This window comes from Sphingomonas sp. BL2, assembly GCF_056680015.1.
Window position 1 is genome coordinate 3,917,621 of the sequence record NZ_CM155261.1, and the last position, 19,091, is coordinate 3,936,711.

Sequence of the window (19,091 nt, forward strand, 5' to 3'; positions counted from 1 at the left end):
GGCCAGGCCTGGATCAGGCCATTCCGACGATCTGGAGCTTCGATTCCAGCGTGTCGCGGTCGAACGGCTTCATCACATATTCGTCAGCGCCCGCCTCGATCGCCGCACGAATATACGCCATGCCGTTCTCCGTGGTGCAGAACACGACCTTGGGGCGGCGCGGCACGTCTGCCTCGCGCAGCGCGCGGAGGAAATCCATGCCACTCATCACGGGCATGTTCCAGTCGAGCAGGATCACGTCGGGGATCGACGCCATGCAGGAGGCCAACGCCTCGCGACCATCGCACGCTTCGGTGACGGTAAAGTCGAGTGTCTCGAGAATGTGGCGTGCGACCTTTCGGATCACTTTCGAATCGTCGACGACAAGACAGGTCTTCATGGAAAGCCTTCCGGGAAATCGTGCGACCGTCCTAGATCGCAAACAGTAAGCAGCGGGTTAAGCAGTGGAACTTCCGCGTGAAACGTCACGCCGCGAGCGGCGATGTCGGCAGGACGACAGCGAGATCGATGATCAGCAAGGGCTCACCATCGCGCTCGACGATCCCCGTGCCAACCGACGCCCAGCCGCCACGTAGCGCCAAGCCCGACGACAGCGGCAGCCGGACGAACGGCGCGACGTCCTCGACCGAATCAACCAGGATTGCGTAATGATGCCCATCGACGATCGTGATGACCGCACGGCGCATTGCATCGGGGGTCGGCGGAAGTGCTAACGCGATTCCCGTGTCGATCACGGTCACGACCCGGCTGCGCAACGCGGCCAGTCCGCGGACGAACGGCTCGGCGCGCGGCACCGCGACGATCTCGCCGATATCGACTACCGAATCGACCTGCGCCGCGTCGATCGCGACCCCGCGACCGGCGATATGCGCAATCAGGAACAGGTCGCTCACAATCCCCTCCGCGCGGCGATTGCTGCGATCAGCGCGGGGCGGTCATAGCGATATATGCTCGGGTCATCATCGCCGTCCGCCATCCGCGATCGCCGCAGCGTCACCACCGGCGCATGCGTGGGAGAGACCGGCGCATCCTCCATCGCCAGCGCGACCGCCGCCGTCTCGCCCGCCGCCAACGCCGTGACGCAGCGATAGCCCGAGGCCTCGAGCGCAGGTTTCAGGAAAGTTTCCATCCATCCAGATCCATCGACCTGCAACAGGCATACCGGCGGAGTCGCGATCTTGACCGGCTCGCCGGCGAACAAGGCATGCGGATCGACCACTTCGACCTGCTCGCCGGCGATCAGCACGACGCCCGCGATCGAGCCTCCCGTGTCGGTTCCGCCACGCCGCACCGGCGCCATGTCCGCGGGTAATTCGACGATCTCGATCGCGTCGGCGATCGCATAGGCCATCTCGCTCTCGCCGTCGGTGAGCCGCAGCACGGCGATCTCGGTCCGATCGCCGAACCCACCGACCGCATGGACCGGGATGATCGCGTCGCCGATCGTCAGTCTCATTGCCCCCGCGGTCCGGCGGATCGCGTCGACCGGTACAGGCTCGACGCGGTCGATCACCGCCAGCGCGATCGCGCGTCGTTGCCCATCGAGATCGTCGAACAGCAGCGCCGGGATGCCTGGAACAGCGACCTCCTCGACCGCGTCGCACACCACCAGCGGCGTGAACCTTAATCCCGCGACCGTCGCGATCCCCGCCGCATCGAGCAACAGCATCGGCAAGCCGTTGTCGGGCAGAGTCATCCCCGCATACACGCCCGTCGCCATGATCGCGGGCGACGCCGGCTTCACGACGAGTTCCTCGGTATCGATCACGGTGTCGACGCCCAGCGCGTATTCGCCTTCGCGGGTCGACACGATCACCAGCGTCGGCGGCGGTTCCGACCCGAGGCCGAACAGGCCAGCCAGTGCGACCAAGGGCATGCGACGCCCGCGCACCGACACCGCGGCCGCATCGCCGATCGTCTCGATCCGCACCTGGTCGCCGCGTACCAGCACGATCTCCTCGACCGATTGGCGTGCGAGCGCGAAACGCTGAGTCCCGACTTCGACGATCAGCGTCGTGAGGATCGACAGCGTCAGCGGGACGCGTGCGATGATCCGGAGCCCCCTCCCCGGATCATTGACGAGGACGATGCGCCCGCCGATCTGCTCGATGTTGGCGCGCACCACGTCCATGCCGACGCCGCGCCCCGACGTCGCGGTGACGATATCGCGGCTCGACAGGCCGGGCGCGAAGATCAGGTCGAGCTTCGCCGCGTCGCTCATCGCCGCCAGTTCGGTCGCGGAGTGGAGCTTCTGCTCGGCCGCCTTGGCGACGATCCGCGCTACGTCGATTCCCCTGCCGTCGTCGCTGATCTCGATGAGGATCTGGTTGCCCGATTGCCGCGCGGACACGACCAGCCGCCCCGCCTCGGGCTTTCCCGCGGCCCGGCGTGCCTCGGGTGTCTCGATACCGTGGTCGATCGCGTTGCGGATGACGTGGAGCAACGGATCGCGCATCAGCTCGATCATCTCGCGATCGAGTTCGACATCAGCACCGTCGATGACGAGGTTGACCGACTTGCCCAGCTCCGCACTGGTATCGCGTACCATCCGGGGCAGCGCGGAGAACAGCGCGTCGACCTTCTGCATGCGCGTCCGCGTGACCGTGTCACGCATGTCGGCGACCGTCAGCGACAACCGCTCCAGCGCAGCCTCGACCTGCGGATCGGCGTCGCCATCGCGCAACCGCCGCGCGAGATCGTTCCGCGCGAGGACCATGTCGGACATACCGCTCATCATCCGATCGAGCAGATCGACGTTGAGCCGGACGCTGCGGCTGGCCGCCCGCCCCGCCGGCACAGCAACGACCGCGACCTTGGGTTTGGCATCCGGCGCCAGCGCGGCGATCAGCGAGTCTTCGGTCGAATCGTCCAGCGTTGCGCCCGCGTCGATCGCCTCGACGATCTCGCCGATCCGGTCGACGATGCCGAGCACGGCGTCGACCAGCGCGGTATCGGGCGTCCGCTTGCCGTCGCGCACCGCGGCCAGCACGTCCTCTGCTGCGTGACTGAGCCGAGCCAGCCGCGGCAGATCGAGGAACCCGCAGCTGCCCTTCACGGTATGGACGAAGCGGAAGATCGCATCGAGACGCGCACGATCGGTCGGATCGGACTCCCACGCGACGATCTCGCCGGCAATCGCTTCCAGCGTTTCGCGCGTCTCGGCAATGAATTCCTGTAACAGATCGTCCATGCGGCCCCGCGTTCGAGCCCGTCATGCATGCTTCAGGTTAAGGCGAGGTTAGTTGTCCCGCCCGTCTCTACGGGATCAGCGCGCGTTGAAGACCGCACCGAAGATCATGATGCCCTCGGCAGGCTCCGATACGATGACCTTCCCGCCGGCTTCCGCGACGACGGTGTTGATCATGTACGCAGCCGCCGCGCGCGGCGTGACAGTATGCGCGCCCTCCCCCTCGACCAGTGTTCGGCGGATCTCCGGGTCGAGCACGATCCGGGTGCCCTCGATCTTCACGACGATCTCCAGCTGACCGTCATTGTCCTCGCCCCCGACCTCCATCGTGCCGCCGCGTACAAGCGACTCGGTTGCGACGAGGACGAGGTTGAGCAGTATTTTCACTGCGGACTTCGGCATTGCCGGCGTCTCGACAGCCCAGACGAAGGTGATCCGCTTGTTCTCGGCAACCAGACCTTCGATCGCGTTCCTGGCCTCGTGCGTATCGACCAGCTCGCCGAACCCACCCGCCGCGCCGAACGCCAGCCGGAAGAACTTCAGCTTGCTCGCCGACGCGCGCGCGCTGTCCGCGAGCAACTCCATGACGCGCTCGCGCATAGCCGGATCGGTCTCGTCGGCGAGCAGTTCGAGCCCGTTGTTGAGCGCGCCAACCGGCGACAGCAGGTCGTGACACAGGCGCGAACAGAGCAGGCTCGCGAAATCGACCGGACTGACCGTCATGAAATTCCCCTAATTCTGGAAGGTCTTGTGGCGGGCGAGCGGCAAGTGCGCAATGCCAACGTGTCTTGCTTTCCGTTGGGGGGAAGACTTGAACCTACTGCTCTCCATCCCCGAAAGGGAGGAGGCAGGAAGGAAAGTTACCCAGCCACCTCGATCGCCTCCTCGACAAACGCCCCCACCTCGGCCGACCGCCACGCCCGAGCCTCACCACCACCAAGGATCACCCAGACCGCCCCATCCCCCATCGCCTGCGCCGCATCCCGAAGAGACGGCACCGGCAGCCCAGACGGATGCGAATGATAATGCCCGATCACTGCCAGCCCGCCTCCCCGAGCCCGCCGATGGGCCGCAAACAAAGCAGCCGGGTCGATCTCGAAAGCCCGCGCAGTGTTCGCCGCCACGTTCGCGCACGCCTCCGCCGCCTCGATCCGTCCGGTTGTCCCGAACAGCAACCCACAGACCTCCGCATCCGGCGACACAGCCGCTTCTGCGACCAACTGCTGCAGCAGTTCGCTTGAAATCGTTACGCTCATCGCCACATCAGTATGACATGGACCGGGGGGTTTCCATCATCGAAGCATCGATCACGCCGGCCACGGATGGCTGGAGACTCGATCGTGCGCTTGCCGAAGTGCTTCCCGACATGTCGCGCGAGCGGTTGAAGGGGCTGATCGCCACGGGTCAGGTTACCCTCAATGGTCGCGAATGGCGTGATTCGGCGAAGAAGGCGGCGGCCGGTCAGGTGTTCGCCGTCGCGATCCCGCCGCCGACCCCGCTGCACAACGAAGCGCAGGATATCCCGCTCGTCGTCGCGTACGAAGACGAGGACCTGATCGTGATCGACAAGCCCGCGGGCTTAGTCGTCCACCCTGCCGCGGGGAACTTTGACGGCACGCTAGTCAACGCGCTGCTCCACCATTGCGCCGGCAACCTGTCGGGCATCGGCGGTGTCGCGCGCCCTGGCATCGTTCACCGGATCGACAAGGACACGTCGGGGCTGATGATCGCCGCCAAGACCGACCGCGCGCACGAGGGTCTGGCAAAGCAGTTCCACGACCACAGCATAGACCGCCGCTACAAGGCGATCGTCGGAGGCATCCCGCGGCCGCCGAGCGGCACGGTAAACGCACCGCTCGCACGGAGTCCGCAGAACCGGAAGAAGATCGCGATCGTCGAGGGCGGCAAGCGTGCGGTGACGCATTTCTCGACGATCGAGACCCTCCGCGACGCGGCGCTGATCGAGTGTCGACTAGAGACGGGCCGGACGCATCAGGTGCGCGTCCACATGGCGTCGATCGGCCACGCCTTGTTGGGGGACCCGGTCTATGGTAGAACAAAGCAAGCTCAGAAGTCGCTGCTTGAAACGCTCGGTTTCCGCCGGCAGGCCTTGCACGCGGCGTATCTGGGGTTCATCCATCCGGTGAAAAGCATCGCTTTGGCGTTCGAAAGCGAAATGCCCGCAGACATGCAGGAACTGTTCACCCAGCTTCACGTATAGATAATCGACACTATGCCGCAACGCGGCAATCGGGGGCCGCGGTGCGGTACTCGGGGTCAGCAGAAAGGGATTACGACAATGGCAGCCCGCTCCAACGTTCCAGCGACGATTCCTGCGCTCGGCAGCGAGGCGGGTCTCAATCGCTATCTCGCTGAGATCAAGAAATTCCCGCTGCTGAAACCGGAGCAGGAATATATGCTCGCCAAGCGCTTTCAGGAGCATGGCGACACCGAGGCCGCGGCGCAGTTGGTGACGTCGCATCTCCGCTTGGTGGCGAAGATCGCGATGGGCTATCGCGGCTATGGCCTGCCGACGTCGGAGCTGATCTCCGAGGGCAATATCGGCCTCATGCAAGGCGTGAAGAAGTTCGAACCCGAGCGCGGTTTCCGTCTTGCGACCTATGCGATGTGGTGGATCCGCGCCTCGATCCAGGAATACATCCTGCGCTCGTGGAGCCTCGTGAAGATGGGCACCACCGCGGCGCAGAAGAAGCTGTTCTTCAACCTGCGCCGGATGAAAAGCCGCCTCGATGCGTTTGAGGACGGGGATCTGCGCCCCGAACACGTCACCAAGATCGCGACCGATCTGGGTGTCGCCGAGACCGACGTTGTCAGCATGAACCGTCGCATGGCGATGGGCGGCGATACGTCGCTCAACGTGCCGATGCGCGAAGACGGTGAAGGCCAGTGGCAGGATTGGCTGCAGGACGATGCGCCGTTGCAGGACAAGATCGTTGCCGATGCGCAGGAGGCGGACGTTCGCCACTCGATGCTGGTGTCGGCGATGGACGACCTCAACGAGCGCGAGCAGCACATCCTGACCGAGCGTCGCCTGACGGATGATCCCAAGACGCTCGAGGAATTGTCCCAGGTCTACGGCGTGTCGCGCGAGCGCGTGCGGCAGATCGAGGTGCGCGCGTTCGAGAAGCTACAAAAGGCGATGATGCGGATCGCTGGCGAGAAGCGCCTGCTGGCGGCGTAAAATGGTGCGTACCGTCGTCATTGGCGGCGGTGCGGCCGGTATTGCGGCGGCAAGAATGCTGCACGACGCGGGGCAAGAGGTGCTGTTGGTCGAGGCCAATGATCAAATAGGTGGCCGTGCCCACAGCCTGTCCCTCGCCTCCTTGTTCCCCCGCGAAGGCGGGGGCCCAGACTGGACCCCCGCCTTCGCGGGGGAACATGTCGACGCTGGTTGCGGCTGGCTACACTCCGCCCAGCGCAATCCTTGGACTCAAATTGCGGAGGTGATGGGCTTTACGGTAGACCGCTCCGACGCGAACTGGCGCACCCAGTGGCACGACCTCGGTTTTCCACCCGAAGACCAGTCAGCCTCTGCCACAGCTTACCAAGATTGGAACGAGCGCGCCCTAGCCGCCCTTGAGCGCCCCGACCGCCCGCTGTCCGACTTCATCGCCCCCAACGACAAATGGCGCCCGAAGATCGACGCGATCTCCGGCTACGCAAACGGTGCGAACCTTACCCAAGTGTCACTCCACGACTGGGCCGCATACGAAGAGGCTGCTACCGACGACAACTGGACGGTGAAGGAAGGCTACGGCACACTCGTCGCCAGCCGTGCCGCTGGCCTGAACATCCGCCTCTCAACCCCGGTAACCCGCATCGACCACAGCGGCCGTCGCCTTAAACTTGACACCCCAGCCGGCACGATCGAGGCGGACCACGTGATCGTCTGCGTCCCCACTACCGTCCTCGCCAGATCTCAGATCGTCTTCGATCCGCCGCTCCCTGACAAACACGCCGCCGCCGCGGACCTTCCGCTCGGCCTTGCGGACAAGGTGTTCCTCCACGTTGACCGCCCCGAATGGCCGACCAATGCGCACTTGGTCGGCAACCCCTACAGCGCTTGCACCGCCAGCCACCGCCTTTCTCCGTTCGGCTGGCCGATCGTCGAGAGCTTCTTCGGCGGCGACTGCGCGGAGATGCTGGAGGACGGCGATGCGGCACAGTTCGCGATCGACGAACTGGTGGGGTTGCTCGGCAGCGACTGGCGCAAGCGCTTCACGCCGCTTGTCGCAACCCGCTGGCGCCATGAACCATGGATCGGTGGCAGCTACAGCCACGCACGCATCGGCCGGGCCGACCAGCGCGCCGTCCTCGCCGCATCGGTCGACGGCCGCATCCACTTCGCGGGCGAGGCCTGCCACGCGTTCGACTTCTCCACCGCACACGGCGCATACGAAACCGGCGTAACCGCCGCCCGCGCAGTCATTGGCGAGGCCGCGACGATCGCATAAGGAGCGGCGATGGGCCTTATCCGCATCGCTGCAAAGATCGTCTTCGCCTTCGTCCTGATCACGGTCGCGTGGGTCGGCATCTACCGCTTCGTGCCGGTCCCCTTCACGTTGACTATGATGGGCGACGTCATCAACGGCCACGGCGTGACGAAGGACTGGATGCCGCTATCGGAGATGGACCCGGACATGGCGCGCGCGGCGATCGCCGGGGAGGATTCGCGGTTCTGTTCGCATCATGGTTTCGATTTTAAGGCGATGGCGGGCGCGGCGGCGCGCAATGCGCAGGGCGGCCGGATCCGCGGTGGCTCGACGATCAGCCAGCAGACTGCGAAGAACGCGTTCCTGTTCCAGGGCGGCGGCTATGTGCGCAAAGCGTTCGAGGCGTATTTCACTGTGCTGATCGAGACGCTGTGGGGGAAGCGGCGGATCATGGAGGTGTATCTCAACATCGCCGAGACCGGGATCGGGACGTACGGCGCGAACGCCGGGGCGATCCGATATTTCAATCATGATGCGTCGCGACTGTCGCCGACCGAGGCGGGGCGGATTGCTGCGGTGCTGCCGTTGCCGAAGAAGCGGGCTGCGATAGACCCGCATGGGTTCGTGCGAAAACATGGGAATACGCTGTCGCGGCGGGTTTCGGTTGTCCGGAACGATGGGTTAGACAGATGCTTGCGAACCTGACCCGATCCGCCACCCCGGATCAATTCCGGGTTGGCGGAGTGAGAGGCAGCTGAACTCACCGTGAGCTTCCGTTCTGCTCACGAACCCGCCCCCTCACCCGTCACCCCCAGCGAAAGCTGTGGTATCCCCGTGGCGAAGGTTCGCGTCACCGAGGGATATCTCAGCTTTCGCTGGGATGACGGGCTTGTGAAGCTCGGGGGTGCGATTTGTAAGGAGACAGCTGCAGGTGTCAGAACGGTAGCTTGAAGCCCGGTGGCAGTTGCAGACCGCTGGTCATCTTCGACATTTCGCTGCCCGACACAGCATCGGCCTTGGCACGCGCGTCGTTGAATGCCGCCGTGAGGAGGTCCTCGAGCATCTGCTTCTCGCTCACCTGCATCAGCGAATCGTCGATCGCGATGTTGATGATGCGGCCCTTGGCGGAGGCCTTGATTTTGACGAGCCCGCCGCCGGACGCGCCCTCGACCTCGATCGTGTCGAGATTGGCCTGTGCCTTTTCCATCTCGCTCTGGACGTTCTGCGCCATGGCGAGGATTTCATCGATATTCTTCATGCGTTGCTCCTTTGACCTGGCCACGATTCGAGCTGGGCGTCTGGAAACGCTGCCACCGCGGCCTTCATGATGGGGGATTCGAGAATGGCTTGGCGCACCGCCGCGTCGGCGGCGTCCTGCGCCTCGCGCAGCGTCGGCGCGCCGGGGGCGTCGACGATCGACACTTTCCACGCGGTCCGTGTCACGCTCTTCAACAGCGTGTTGAGTTCGGCGAGCGTGTCCGCCGAGACCGGGCGGCTGCCACTGATCGCGAATTCGGGCGGCGCATAGCTGACCACGCGCGCACCGTGACGAAGACGCGCGGCGATCGCGAGGCCGCCCGATTCGTCGAGCAGATCGACCAGCGCTTCGAACGTCGGCGGCAAGATCGGGCCGGTCGCGACGGGTTCGGGTGCCTTCACCGCAACTCCAGCGTTCCAGGGCGGCGCTTCGCCGGACGAGACCACAGGTGGCGGCGGCGGCGTTGGTGCAGCTACGGGGGGCGCACCACTGGAGATCTGGCGCGCAAGTTCGCCGGGATCGGGCAGCGTCGAGGCGTAGATCGCCCGCAAAAGCGCCATCTCCGCCGCCTCGATCGGCAGCGCGGCCTTGGCGACCTCGTCATGGCCCTTGAGGAAAAGCTGCCACAGGCGGTGAAGCGCGGGATAGCCGAGCGATGCCGCCCACTCCTCTCGCGCGGCGCGCTCCTCCATCGGCTGCGCGGCGTCCGGAGGCGTACCAACCTTGGTCAGCGTGATGCCGTGGACGGTTTCGAGCAGCGATCGCAACACCGACAGCGGGTCGACGCCGTAGTCATATTGCCGGCGCATCGAGGCGAGCGCGCCTGCCCCGTCGCCGGCCAGGATCAGCGTCAGCAGGTCGCGGACCGCGCCCCGGTCCGACAGGCCGAGCATCTGGCGCACCGCATCGGCCGTCACGCCGCCGCCTTCCAGGCCGGCATGCGCAATCGCTTGGTCGAGAATCGACAGACCGTCGCGGGCAGAGCCTTCGGCGGCGCGGGCGATCAGCATCAGCGCCTCGGGATCGGCAGTGACGCCCTCTTCGGTCGAAACCCAGGCGAAGTGCTTGGCGAGCTGTTCCGCGGAAATGCGGCGCAGGTCGAAACGCTGGCAGCGCGACAGGACCGTGACCGGCACCTTGTTCACTTCGGTCGTCGCGAACAGGAATTTCACATGGGGAGGCGGCTCCTCCAACGTCTTCAGAAGCGCGTTGAACGCGTTCTTCGACAGCATGTGGACTTCGTCGATGATGTAGATCTTGAAGCGCGCGGTGACCGCCGAATAGCGCGACGCGTCGATGATCTCGCGGACGTCGTCGACGCCGGTGTGGCTGGCCGCGTCCATCTCGATCACGTCGATATGGCGGCCCTCGGCGATCGCGCGGCAGGGTTCGCAGACGCCGCAGGGGTCGATCGTCGGGCCACCGTCGCCGTCAGGGCCGATGCAGTTGAGCGCCTTCGCGATCAGGCGGGCGGTCGACGTTTTCCCGACGCCGCGGACGCCGGTCATCAGGAAGGCGTGCGCGAGCCGGTCGCGCTTGATCGCGTTGCCGAGCGTCTGGACCATCGCGTCCTGCCCGATCAGCTCGGAAAAGGTCTGCGGACGGTATTTGCGCGCGAGCACGCGGTAGGCGGGGGCATCTGGCGATTTGGCCGGCTGCGGGGGTTCGCCCAGGTCGAAGGAATCTGACATTGCGGTCGTCATAGCGGGTGCTGCGCGTGCTGTCGAAGGGGTCGGAAGTTCACAAAGTTCACACGCTGGGAAGGGTGTGCACTTCGACGTGCCCGAAGGCCGGCGCGTGGCGTGTCGGAACCTGTGATGTGGGCAGTGCCGGTCATGCGCGGCTTATGCCACAACGACGCGGCGTAGGATAATGGTTTGGAACGTTGCGGGAACATCGGGGGTGGTTTTGCCCCGATTGCGCTTGGGTTACTGGTTAGCTGAGAAGTTTGGAAGTGCGCTGCGGCTTAGCCGCATCGTCAGACGGTGATGTGCACCGCTGGCCGCGCTCACATGTCGGAACGACATGTTCGCGGTGGGAGCCGGGACGACCCGTGGCTTAGTCGTTGTGGCTGCTTCCTTCCGGATCTGACCAAGTTGGCGACGACCACGTCCGCCCGACTCCCGCGGCGCATATGGCGGGGTCGGGCGGGATGATCAAGCCGCTTTAGCTTGAAGCGGGTTCAGCACCCGGGCTCAGCGGTTGTAGCGGACCGTGCGGCAGACGCGCTGGCGATGATGGTTGCGATAGACGTTGCGGCAGACCTGACGCGTGCGGACGACATGGCGACGGTAGCCGGGGCGACGGTCGTCGTGGCGGACGACGGTGCGCTCGTGGACGACGGTACGCTGCGCCGAGGCTTCGGCCGCGATGCCGACGGGGGCGAGGCCGGTGAGTGCGACGAGACCGGCGGCGGCGATGGTGAACAACTTCATAATACTCTCCTTTTGAGTGCGGGGCCTCCCGACCCCGGCAACCTATGTTATCAAACTAAAGGGGTTCGTTACGGTTCCGTACTAGCGGCGGAAGCAGCGACGAACCGGGCCGTAATAGCCACGCTCTATCCGGCAGACGACGCGCGAGCGGCCGTATCCGCGAGGTCCGCGATAGCCGTAGCCGCCGCCGCGATAGCCGTAGTCGCCACGATACCCGCCGCCATAGCCACGATAGCCGCGATCCCTGCCGCGCCAGCCGCGGTCACCGTGCCAGCCGCGATTGCCATGCCATCCGCGGTCGCCGTGCCAGTCGCCACCGCGGCGGGGGCCGTCCCAGCCGTGGCGTTGCGCATCGGCGGGGGCCGAGGCGAACAGCGTTCCGGCGGCCAGCGCGCCGGCGGCGAACATTGCGATGATCTTCATGTCCGGTACTCCTCTCAAGACCTCGTACATTGAGGCGATGAGGGGATAATCCGCTCCCGGCCGTGCACATTCCCTGAACCGGCCGTTGTCTTCCTGTAAGCTTTGCTGTCGTTTATTCCGGGATGCGAACGGTCAAGCCATCGAGCGCTTCGGTCAGGCGGATCTGGCAAGCAAGTCGACTGGTGCGCGTCGCGTTGTGCGCGAGATCGAGCATGTCCTCCTCGTCTTCGGTCGCTGGCGGCAGGCGGGCGAAGTCGGCGGGGTCGACGATGACGTGGCAGGTCGCGCAGGCGAGCTGGCCTTCGCAAGTGCCTTCGAGCGGCTGGTTATGCGCCTGGGCGGCGTCCAGCAGGCGGTCGCCGGGGGTTGCGGCGGTCGTCGTTGCGGTGCCGTCGCGGGCGATGAAGCGGACGATCATGGCCATTGCGCCTCGGCTGCGGCGACTATCGCATCGATCGCGTCGCGGAGTTCGGTTTCGGTGGTGTAGCGGCCGAAGCCGAGGCGGATGCTGGACCGCGCCTGTGCTTCGGTGAGGCCGATCGCGCGGAGGACGTGGCTGGGGCGGCCAGATCCGCTCGCGCAGGCAGACCCGGCGGAGAAGGCGATGTCGCGCAGGTCGGACATCAGGCGGTTCACGTCGAGGTTTGCGCGGCGGAGGTTGAGGTTGCCGTGGTAGCGATGTTCGGTCGAGCCGTTGATAATCCAGCCGGGGCCTAGGCGGTCGAGCGCGAGCGACCAGAGGCGGTGGATGTGCGCGACGTCCTCGTCCTTGCGGTCGGCCATGAGTTGTGCGGCGATGCCGAAACCTGCGCAGAGTGCCGGTGACAGCGTGCCCGAGCGGCCGGGGGCCTCCTGTCCGCCGCCGTGCATCAGCGGGGCGAGGTCGACGCCGTCGCGGATCCAGAGTGCGCCGATGCCTTTGGGGCCGTGGATCTTGTGGGCGGAGATCGCGATGAGGTCGACGGTGTCGGGAACGGGGACGCGGCCATAGCCTTGCACCGTGTCGCAGAGCATCAGCGCGCCGGCTGCGTGGGCGATCTCGGCGAGCGCGGCGATCGGCTGGATGACGCCAATCTCGTTGTTGACGAGCATCGCGGCGACGAGCCCGGTGCCGGGTTGGATCACGGCGCGGGCTTCGTCGAGGTCGACCACGCCGTCTGGGTTGACCGGGAGGATCGTGACTTGGCGCCCCCTCGCCGCTTCGGCTGCGAGCGTGTCTAGGACGGCGGCGTGTTCGGTGGCGAGTGTGACGACGGGGGCCGTCGCGCCCTTGATCGCCCAGTTGAGCGCTTCGGTCGCGCCGCTGGTGAAGGCCACCCGTCCATTGGGGGGGAGCAGCGCCGCGACCTGATCGCGAGCGACTTCGACGGCGGCTTTAGCGAGCCGGCCTTCGCGGTGGGGGGAATGCGGATTGGCGTGCTGTGATTCGAGCCACGGGAGCATCGCAGCGAGCGCTTCGGGGGCAAGCGCGGTGGTTGCCTGGTAGTCGATGTACGTCATGCCCCCAGTCTCGCAGGGCGCTTTATGTCCTGGGCGATCCGCGTCCAGGCTTCGGCGAACTTCGCGACGTCTTCGGGTGTCGTGGTCCAGCCGAAGCTGACGCGGACGACTTCGGCGGCGGCTTCGGGGGGATAGCCCATCGCGGCGAGGACGTGGCTTGGGCGCATGCTGCCCGACGAGCACGCGCTGCCCGCGGAGACGGCGAACCCGGCCATGTCGAGGCGGATCAGCTGGGCGGCGGAACTGACGCCGGGCATGCGGTAGGAGGCGATCGTGGGAATGCGGGGGGAGTTTTGCGCGACGATCTCGCCGCCGCTCGCGAGGATGGCTTCGTCGAGTTCGGCGCGAAGGTCGGCCATGTCGGCGAACCAGTCGCGAGGCGCTTCGAGTGCGGCGGCGAAGCCCAGCGCGCCGGGCAGGTTCTCGGTGCCGCCGCGGTAGCCTCGCTCCTGCCCGCCGGTCGGGTCGAGCAGACCGAGGTCGCGGACTAGCAGCGCGCCGATGCCGGGAGGGCCGCCGAGCTTGTGCGCGGAGACGATGATCATGTCCGCGTCGGGGAGCGGGAGCTTGCCGGCGGTCTGGGAGCAATCGGCTATCCAGAGGCCGGTGGGTAAATCCTGGAGGACGCCGGTTTCGCTGTTCGCGGATTGAAGCGCGATCGCTTGGGCGCCCTCGCCATTCGCGACGATGCCGCCTGCGTCGACGTCCAGCATTACAGGCTGCTCGGCCGCGCGGAGGACCGCATCATGCTCGACCGCAGCCACCGCAACACCCGGACGCCCCCGCAACGCCAGCGCTGTGGACTCGCTCGCGCCGCTCGTCAGGATCACGTGATGCGGCCAGTCCAGCGCCCTCGCGATCCGCTTACGCGCACCCTCCAGCGCGGCCCGTGCCGCCCGCCCCTCGGCATGCGGCGAGGACGGGTTCGCCCAGCGCGCCATGCCTTCGCCAACCGCCGCGACAGCCTCGGGGCGCATCGGCGTGGTGGCGGCGTGATCGAGGTAGATACGGGGTGCGTGAGCAGGCAGGGTCGGTTCCAATTGCGAAAAGGGGCACGTATCCTGTATAGCGTCCATATTCCCGCACTCCACCCGAGTGCGTATCCCAGCTCGCGAGTGCCTATGCCAGAAGTCATTTTTCCCGGTCCCGAAGGCCGTCTCGAAGGTCGTTTTGCGCCGGGACCACGCCCGCGCGCACCCGTCGCGATGATACTGCATCCGCATCCGTCGGCCGGTGGCACGATGAACAACGCGATCGTGCAGCAGCTGTACAAGACCTTCCAGCGGCGCGGGTTTGCGACGCTGCGGTTCAACTTCCGCGGCGTTGGCAAGAGCCAGGGCGTGTTCGACAATGGCGTCGGCGAATTGTCAGATGCGGCGAGCGCTCTCGACTGGGTGCAGAGCTTCCATCCCGAGGCGCAGACGACCTGGATCGCTGGCGTCAGCTTCGGCGCGTGGATCGGCATGCAGTTGCTGATGCGCCGTCCGGAGATCCGCGGGTTCATCTCGGTGGCACCGCCGGCGAATTTGTACGACTTCACGTTCCTGGCGCCGTGCCCGTCGAGCGGGATCATCATCCAGGGCGAGGCCGACGAAGTAGCGACCCCGGGCGCTACGCAGAAGCTGGTGGATAAGCTTCGGACGCAGAAGCATATTACTATCCATCATGATACGATTCCGAAGGCTAATCACTTCTTCGAGCATGAGATGCCGGAGTTGATGGGCAGCGTGGACAAGTATCTCGACATGCGGTTGGACCCGAACTCGCCGATTAGGTGAGGCCCTTCTCCCCTCGGGGAGAAGGCGGCGCGACAGCGTCGGAGGAGGGGGAGTTGGGGATCGATACGCTCTCCCCAACTCCCCTCTCCCTTCCCACCGCAAGTGCGGCGGGCCCCTTCCCTCTCCCCGCAGGGGCGAGGGAGTTAGAGGGTCCAGATCGCTACGTTGGCTAGCAGGACTGCGGCCATTATCAGCATCAGAACGCCTTTTTTCTTGTCACGCTTTTTTGCGATCAGCGCGATGCCGCCGATCAGGCAGGCGAACATGCCCAGCATGCCTATGCCAGGCGCTGCTGCGGCGATCGAGGTCAGTGCGGGGTTCATGCGGCTATTGCCTTGGCATACGCGGCTAGGTCGACGTTGCCGCCGGACAGGATGACGAGCAGGCCACGTTCGAGCTTCACTTTGCCCGACAAGACTGCCGCCAGCCCGACTGCGCCGCCGGGTTCGATCACCAGCCGCAGTTTCTCCGCGGCCCAGCGCTGTGCCGTCGCGATCTCGGATTCGCTGACCGCAACACCGGTTGCATCCCGCCGCGAGAGGACGTCGAAGGTGAGTGGCGACACACGCAAGGTCTGGAGCGAGTCGCAGGCGGTCGGTGGCGGGTTGGGACCGACGGGTTCGATCCAAGACGCCTCAAGCGAGCGGCGCATGTCGTCCCAGCCCTCCGGCTCGACGACTGTGATAGCGCTGTCCTTCAGAGCCAGCGCGATGCCTGCCGACAGGCCGCCGCCACCGCAGGGGATGACGACGCGGCTTGGCACGCCCATCCCCAATGTCGCCATCTGTGCGGCTGCCTCGATGCCTGTGCTCCCTTGCCCCTCGATGATCCACGGGTCGTCGAAGCTCGGCACCAGCGTTGCGCCGCGCGCTTCGGCCAGCCCCGCGGCGATCGTCTCGCGGCTTTCGGTGGTGCGGTCGTAGGTGACCACCTCCGCGCCCAACGCCAAGGTCGACTCGCGCTTCAGTCGCGGTGCGTCCGACGGCATCACGATCGTCGCTGCGATGCCGAGCCGTTTTGCTGCCCAGGCCACGCCCTGCGCGTGATTGCCCGAGGAGAACGCGACGACGCCTTTTTGTCGCGTCGCCTCGTCCAATGCGGTGAGCCGATGCCACGCACCACGAATCTTGAACGCGCCGATTGGTTGCAACGACTCGGCCTTGAAAGCGACCGGTACGCCCTTGATTTCACTGACGAACAGTGGCGTTGGTGCGAGTATCCGCGCGATCTTTTCCGCGGCGTCCCGCACACCCGCCCGCGTCGGTTGTCGCAAAATCGTCACACACCGTCTCCTATCCGCCAAACGCTATTTACATGGGGGGCGCGTAACCCTAGATCGCGCTTCCGCTGCCCCATGGGACTTCCAACCGCAAGGCAGTGTTTTTGTAATTTGTCTCAGGACATTGGAGGTCCCTTGAATTGGTCAAGCATCATATCGCGCTGGGGTTAGCGAAAGCCCATTCGACCGCCGACACCTCCCACATCGGGAGCGGCATCGACATCGCTAAAGGGCGTCCGGTCAATCCGGTCACGCTCGTTCGTCCGCACGCTGCTGCGCGCGCCGCTCGGTTCTTCGTCGAGAAGTTCCCGGGTCGCTCGATGTATGCGGTGAAGGCGAACCCGTCTCCCGAACTCCTGCAGATCCTGTGGGACAATGGCATCACGCATTACGACGTGGCGTCGATTGCCGAAGTGCGCCTGGTCGCACGGACGCTGCCCGAGGCAACCCTGTGCTTCATGCACCCGGTCAAGGCCGAGGAAGCGATCGCCGAGGCGTATTTCACGCACGGCGTCCGTACCTTCAGCCTCGACAGCCTGGAAGAGCTCGACAAGGTCGTTCGTGCCACCCGCGAAGCCACCGACCTGACGCTCTGCGTGCGGTTGCGCGTGTCTTCCGAGCATTCGAAGCTGTCGCTGGCGTCGAAGTTCGGTGCCGCCCCGCACGAAGCCAAGGAGCTGCTGTTCGCGGCCCGCCAGGCGGCGGACGCACTCGGCATCTGCTTCCATGTCGGTTCGCAGGCGATGACCCCCGAAGCGTATTCGAACGCGATGGAGCGCGTCCGTGCGGCGATCGTCGAGGCGGCGGTCACGGTCGACGTCATCGACGTCGGCGGCGGCTTCCCGTCTTCGTATCCCGGCATGGAGCCCCCGCCGCTCGAGCATTTCTTCGAGACGATCCACCGTGCGTTCGAATCGCTGCCCGTCAGCTATTCGTCCGAACTGTGGTGCGAGCCGGGCCGGGCGCTGTGCGCGGAATATTCGTCGATCATTGTGCGCGTCGAGAAGCGTCGCGGGACCGAGCTGTATATCAACGACGGTGCGTATGGCGCGCTGTTCGATGCGGCGCATATCGGCTGGCGCTTCCCGACCGAGCTTCTCCGCGAACCGGACAGCCGGGCGAAGGACATGGAGTTCAGCTTCTATGGTCCGACGTGCGACGACATGGACTATATGGTCGGCCCGTTCATGCTGCCCGCGGACACGCAGGCCGGCGATTATATCGAGATCGGCATGCTCGGCGCCTACGGCTCGGCGATGCGGACCGCGTTCAACGGGTTCGGATCGGACGAGACGGTGATCGTCACCGACGAGCCGATGGTCTCGCTGTATGACGAACGCTTCCAGGACCTCGCGTCGAACGTCGTCAAGCTGTAACCAAGCTTTAGTACCGCGCCCTTCTTCCTCCCCTCCCGTTTACGGGAGGGGTCGGGGGAGGGCTTGTCCGCGAGCGTGGCGTTCGCGGATATTTCAGTCCCTCCCCTAACCCCTCCCGCAAGCGGAAGGGGGATTTATGGAGCATGTTATGACCGAAGACACTCGCATCGACGCGCAGCGCAAGGCGGAACTCCTTTCGACCACCGTCGAGCATATCGACATCACCAGCTTCGACGCGCGGCCGATCGTCGACGCGATGAAGAAGATGTCGTTCACCAGCCGCGACCTCGGCCGTGCGACCGACATCTACAACCAGATGCTGGCCGACAAGGACTGCACGATCTTCCTCGTGATCGCAGGCTCGACGAGCGCCGGCGGTTGCATGGACCTGTATGCCGAGCTGCTGCGCAACAACATGATCGACGGCATCGTCGCGACCGGCGCGACGATCGTCGACATGGATTTCTTCGAGGGCCTCGGCCACAAGCATTACCAGGCTCTCGAAGTGCCGCACGACGACGTGCTGCGCTCGCTGATGATCGACCGGATCTACGACACCTATATCGACGAGGAAGAGCTCCAGCACGTCGACCACACGATCTTCGAGATCGCCGAGACGCTCGAGCCGCGCGCCTATTCGAGCCGCGAGTTCATCCGCGAGATGGGCAAGTATCTCGTTGAGCACGGCAAGAAGGAGAACAGCCTCGTCAAGCTCGCCTATGAGCATGACGTACCGATCTTCTGCCCGGCGTTCGTCGATTCTTCGGCAGGCTTCGGTTTGGTCAAGCATCAGGTCGACGCGGTGAAGGCTGGCAAGCCGTACATGGTCCTCGACGCGATCGCCGACTTCCGCGAGCTCACCGAGATCAAGATCAAGGCGGGCACCACCGGCCTGCTGATGATCGGCGGCGGCGTGCCGAAGAACTTCATCCAGGACACCGTCGTCTGCGCCGAGATCCTCGGTCACGACGACGTCCAGGTGCACAAGTACGCGGTGCAGATCACCGTCGCCGACGTGCGCGACGGTGCGTGCTCGTCCTCGACGCTGCAGGAGGCAGCGTCGTGGGGCAAGGTGAACACGGGTATCGAGCAGATGGTGTTCGCGGAAGCGGGTTCGGTCATGCCGCTGCTGGCCTCGGACGCGTATCATCGTGGGCTTTGGAAGGACCGTCCGGTCCGCAAGTGGGGCGCTAGCTTCGACAAGGCCTGAGGCTGCTGATCCTCCCCCGCAAGGGGGAGGTGGCGCGAAGCGGCGGAGGGGGAGGCGGCGATAACGCTGGTTGCCCTCTCCTCCCCCTCCGTCAGGCAAGCGCCTGCCACCTCCCCCTGGCGGGGGAGGATTAGAGATACCGTTGCCCCTTCCGGGCAATTGAGGCAGCCTCCTTCGGATAACCGGGGGAG

General features: G+C 65.5%; 21 protein-coding genes and 1 other RNA gene. 7 read left to right on the forward strand and 15 right to left on the reverse strand.

Going from position 1 to position 19,091, the window contains the following annotated elements; translation table 11 throughout:
* Window positions 1-13 precede the first annotated feature (13 nt).
* From AC1ME3_RS17940 to AC1ME3_RS17960, 5 genes are all read right to left on the reverse strand, one after another.
* Complete coding sequence (locus tag AC1ME3_RS17940; RefSeq protein WP_055878033.1) at window positions 14-379, reverse strand: response regulator; 366 nt, start codon at window positions 377-379, stop codon at window positions 14-16.
* An 85-nt stretch (window positions 380-464) separates the two neighbouring features.
* The gene (locus tag AC1ME3_RS17945; protein WP_480954252.1) at window positions 465-893 is read right to left on the reverse strand and encodes a chemotaxis protein CheW; all 429 of its coding nucleotides are present in this window, start codon (window positions 891-893) and stop codon (window positions 465-467) included.
* The gene (locus AC1ME3_RS17950) at window positions 890-3,190 is read right to left on the reverse strand and encodes a chemotaxis protein CheA (RefSeq protein WP_480954253.1); all 2,301 of its coding nucleotides are present in this window, start codon (window positions 3,188-3,190) and stop codon (window positions 890-892) included. The genes AC1ME3_RS17945 and AC1ME3_RS17950 overlap by 4 nt, the downstream gene beginning before the upstream one ends.
* 75 nt (window positions 3,191-3,265) lie before the next feature.
* A complete protein-coding gene (locus tag AC1ME3_RS17955) occupies window positions 3,266-3,910 on the reverse strand; it encodes a histidine phosphotransferase family protein (RefSeq protein ID WP_426280461.1) in 645 nt (214 codons plus the stop codon).
* Between the two features lie 137 nt (window positions 3,911-4,047).
* Entirely contained in the window at window positions 4,048-4,443 is a 396-nt protein-coding gene (locus AC1ME3_RS17960; RefSeq protein WP_480954254.1) for a M67 family metallopeptidase, read from the reverse strand.
* A 17-nt stretch (window positions 4,444-4,460) separates the two neighbouring features.
* Here AC1ME3_RS17960 and AC1ME3_RS17965 point away from each other — a divergent pair, with 17 nt between their 5' ends.
* From AC1ME3_RS17965 to mtgA, 4 genes are all read left to right on the forward strand, one after another.
* The gene (locus AC1ME3_RS17965) at window positions 4,461-5,408 is read left to right on the forward strand and encodes an RluA family pseudouridine synthase (protein WP_480954255.1); all 948 of its coding nucleotides are present in this window, start codon (window positions 4,461-4,463) and stop codon (window positions 5,406-5,408) included.
* Window positions 5,409-5,486: 78 nt separating this feature from the next.
* Window positions 5,487-6,389, forward strand: coding sequence for an RNA polymerase sigma factor RpoH (gene rpoH, locus AC1ME3_RS17970; protein ID WP_056048373.1), 903 nt, complete (start codon window positions 5,487-5,489; stop codon window positions 6,387-6,389).
* 1 nt (window position 6,390) lies between these two features.
* Complete coding sequence (locus AC1ME3_RS17975; RefSeq protein WP_480954256.1) at window positions 6,391-7,662, forward strand: flavin monoamine oxidase family protein; 1,272 nt, start codon at window positions 6,391-6,393, stop codon at window positions 7,660-7,662.
* Window positions 7,663-7,671: 9 nt separating this feature from the next.
* Window positions 7,672-8,346: a monofunctional biosynthetic peptidoglycan transglycosylase gene (gene mtgA, locus AC1ME3_RS17980; protein ID WP_480954257.1), complete on the forward strand. Its 675-nt coding sequence runs from the start codon at window positions 7,672-7,674 to the stop codon at window positions 8,344-8,346.
* Window positions 8,347-8,575: 229 nt separating this feature from the next.
* On the opposite strand, the gene AC1ME3_RS17985 is transcribed toward mtgA, so the two are convergent.
* From AC1ME3_RS17985 to AC1ME3_RS18020, 8 genes are all read right to left on the reverse strand, one after another.
* Window positions 8,576-8,899: a YbaB/EbfC family nucleoid-associated protein gene (locus AC1ME3_RS17985; RefSeq protein ID WP_056063013.1), complete on the reverse strand. Its 324-nt coding sequence runs from the start codon at window positions 8,897-8,899 to the stop codon at window positions 8,576-8,578.
* Entirely contained in the window at window positions 8,896-10,590 is a 1,695-nt protein-coding gene (locus tag AC1ME3_RS17990) for a DNA polymerase III subunit gamma/tau (protein WP_480954258.1), read from the reverse strand. The genes AC1ME3_RS17985 and AC1ME3_RS17990 overlap by 4 nt, the downstream gene beginning before the upstream one ends.
* Window positions 10,591-10,931: 341 nt before the next feature.
* Window positions 10,932-11,025, reverse strand: an RNA gene (gene ffs / locus AC1ME3_RS17995) — signal recognition particle sRNA small type.
* 69 nt (window positions 11,026-11,094) lie between these two features.
* Window positions 11,095-11,334, reverse strand: a complete 240-nt coding sequence (locus AC1ME3_RS18000; RefSeq protein WP_107955172.1) for a hypothetical protein — start codon at window positions 11,332-11,334, stop codon at window positions 11,095-11,097.
* A gap of 81 nt (window positions 11,335-11,415) precedes the next feature.
* A complete protein-coding gene (locus tag AC1ME3_RS18005) occupies window positions 11,416-11,757 on the reverse strand; it encodes a hypothetical protein (protein ID WP_480954259.1) in 342 nt (113 codons plus the stop codon).
* 112 nt (window positions 11,758-11,869) lie between these two features.
* Entirely contained in the window at window positions 11,870-12,175 is a 306-nt protein-coding gene (locus tag AC1ME3_RS18010) for a 2Fe-2S iron-sulfur cluster-binding protein (RefSeq protein ID WP_480954260.1), read from the reverse strand.
* Complete coding sequence (locus AC1ME3_RS18015; RefSeq protein WP_480954261.1) at window positions 12,172-13,257, reverse strand: cysteine desulfurase family protein; 1,086 nt, start codon at window positions 13,255-13,257, stop codon at window positions 12,172-12,174. Before AC1ME3_RS18015 ends, AC1ME3_RS18010 begins: the two co-directional genes overlap by 4 nt.
* On the reverse strand, window positions 13,254-14,297 hold the full coding sequence (locus AC1ME3_RS18020; protein WP_480954262.1) for a cysteine desulfurase family protein: 1,044 nt from the start codon (window positions 14,295-14,297) through the stop codon (window positions 13,254-13,256). Before AC1ME3_RS18020 ends, AC1ME3_RS18015 begins: the two co-directional genes overlap by 4 nt.
* 81 nt (window positions 14,298-14,378) lie before the next feature.
* On the opposite strand from AC1ME3_RS18020, the gene AC1ME3_RS18025 reads away from it, so the two are divergent.
* Entirely contained in the window at window positions 14,379-15,035 is a 657-nt protein-coding gene (locus tag AC1ME3_RS18025; RefSeq protein ID WP_056048342.1) for an alpha/beta hydrolase, read from the forward strand.
* Between the two features lie 143 nt (window positions 15,036-15,178).
* Here the strand turns inward: AC1ME3_RS18025 and AC1ME3_RS18030 are convergent, their stop codons facing one another.
* Window positions 15,179-15,358 (reverse strand): hypothetical protein, encoded by a 180-nt coding sequence (locus AC1ME3_RS18030; RefSeq protein ID WP_480954263.1) that lies wholly within the window; start codon window positions 15,356-15,358, stop codon window positions 15,179-15,181.
* The gene (locus AC1ME3_RS18035) at window positions 15,355-16,317 is read right to left on the reverse strand and encodes a threonine ammonia-lyase (RefSeq protein ID WP_480954264.1); all 963 of its coding nucleotides are present in this window, start codon (window positions 16,315-16,317) and stop codon (window positions 15,355-15,357) included. Before AC1ME3_RS18035 ends, AC1ME3_RS18030 begins: the two co-directional genes overlap by 4 nt.
* A 137-nt stretch (window positions 16,318-16,454) precedes the next feature.
* Between AC1ME3_RS18035 and AC1ME3_RS18040 the strand changes: the two genes are divergently transcribed.
* Both AC1ME3_RS18040 and AC1ME3_RS18045 read left to right on the forward strand, forming a co-directional pair.
* On the forward strand, window positions 16,455-17,690 hold the full coding sequence (locus AC1ME3_RS18040) for a type III PLP-dependent enzyme (protein ID WP_332746997.1): 1,236 nt from the start codon (window positions 16,455-16,457) through the stop codon (window positions 17,688-17,690).
* Window positions 17,691-17,838: 148 nt separating this feature from the next.
* Complete coding sequence (locus AC1ME3_RS18045; protein WP_056048328.1) at window positions 17,839-18,900, forward strand: 1,9-bis(guanidino)-5-aza-nonane synthase; 1,062 nt, start codon at window positions 17,839-17,841, stop codon at window positions 18,898-18,900.
* Window positions 18,901-19,091 lie beyond the last annotated feature (191 nt).

Excerpts from the sequence above, each read along its gene's own strand:
- AC1ME3_RS18000 (WP_107955172.1), bottom strand. The coding sequence starts at position 11,334 with ATGAAGTTGTTCACCATCGCCGCCGCCGGTCTCGTCGCACTCACCGGC.
- AC1ME3_RS17940 (WP_055878033.1), bottom strand. The coding sequence starts at position 379 with ATGAAGACCTGTCTTGTCGTCGACGATTCGAAAGTGATCCGAAAGGTC.
- AC1ME3_RS18045 (WP_056048328.1), top strand. The coding sequence starts at position 17,839 with ATGACCGAAGACACTCGCATCGACGCGCAGCGCAAGGCGGAACTCCTT.
- AC1ME3_RS18015 (WP_480954261.1), bottom strand. The coding sequence starts at position 13,257 with ATGACGTACATCGACTACCAGGCAACCACCGCGCTTGCCCCCGAAGCG.
- AC1ME3_RS17950 (WP_480954253.1), bottom strand. The coding sequence starts at position 3,190 with ATGGACGATCTGTTACAGGAATTCATTGCCGAGACGCGCGAAACGCTG.
- AC1ME3_RS17975 (WP_480954256.1), top strand. The coding sequence starts at position 6,391 with ATGGTGCGTACCGTCGTCATTGGCGGCGGTGCGGCCGGTATTGCGGCG.
- AC1ME3_RS18030 (WP_480954263.1), bottom strand. The coding sequence starts at position 15,358 with ATGAACCCCGCACTGACCTCGATCGCCGCAGCAGCGCCTGGCATAGGC.
- mtgA (WP_480954257.1), top strand. The coding sequence starts at position 7,672 with ATGGGCCTTATCCGCATCGCTGCAAAGATCGTCTTCGCCTTCGTCCTG.
- AC1ME3_RS18010 (WP_480954260.1), bottom strand. The coding sequence starts at position 12,175 with ATGATCGTCCGCTTCATCGCCCGCGACGGCACCGCAACGACGACCGCC.
- AC1ME3_RS17990 (WP_480954258.1), bottom strand. The coding sequence starts at position 10,590 with ATGTCAGATTCCTTCGACCTGGGCGAACCCCCGCAGCCGGCCAAATCG.
- AC1ME3_RS17960 (WP_480954254.1), bottom strand. The coding sequence starts at position 4,443 with ATGAGCGTAACGATTTCAAGCGAACTGCTGCAGCAGTTGGTCGCAGAA.
- AC1ME3_RS17985 (WP_056063013.1), bottom strand. The coding sequence starts at position 8,899 with ATGAAGAATATCGATGAAATCCTCGCCATGGCGCAGAACGTCCAGAGC.
- AC1ME3_RS18025 (WP_056048342.1), top strand. The coding sequence starts at position 14,379 with ATGCCAGAAGTCATTTTTCCCGGTCCCGAAGGCCGTCTCGAAGGTCGT.
- AC1ME3_RS17965 (WP_480954255.1), top strand. The coding sequence starts at position 4,461 with ATGGACCGGGGGGTTTCCATCATCGAAGCATCGATCACGCCGGCCACG.
- AC1ME3_RS18005 (WP_480954259.1), bottom strand. The coding sequence starts at position 11,757 with ATGAAGATCATCGCAATGTTCGCCGCCGGCGCGCTGGCCGCCGGAACG.
- AC1ME3_RS17955 (WP_426280461.1), bottom strand. The coding sequence starts at position 3,910 with ATGACGGTCAGTCCGGTCGATTTCGCGAGCCTGCTCTGTTCGCGCCTG.
- rpoH (WP_056048373.1), top strand. The coding sequence starts at position 5,487 with ATGGCAGCCCGCTCCAACGTTCCAGCGACGATTCCTGCGCTCGGCAGC.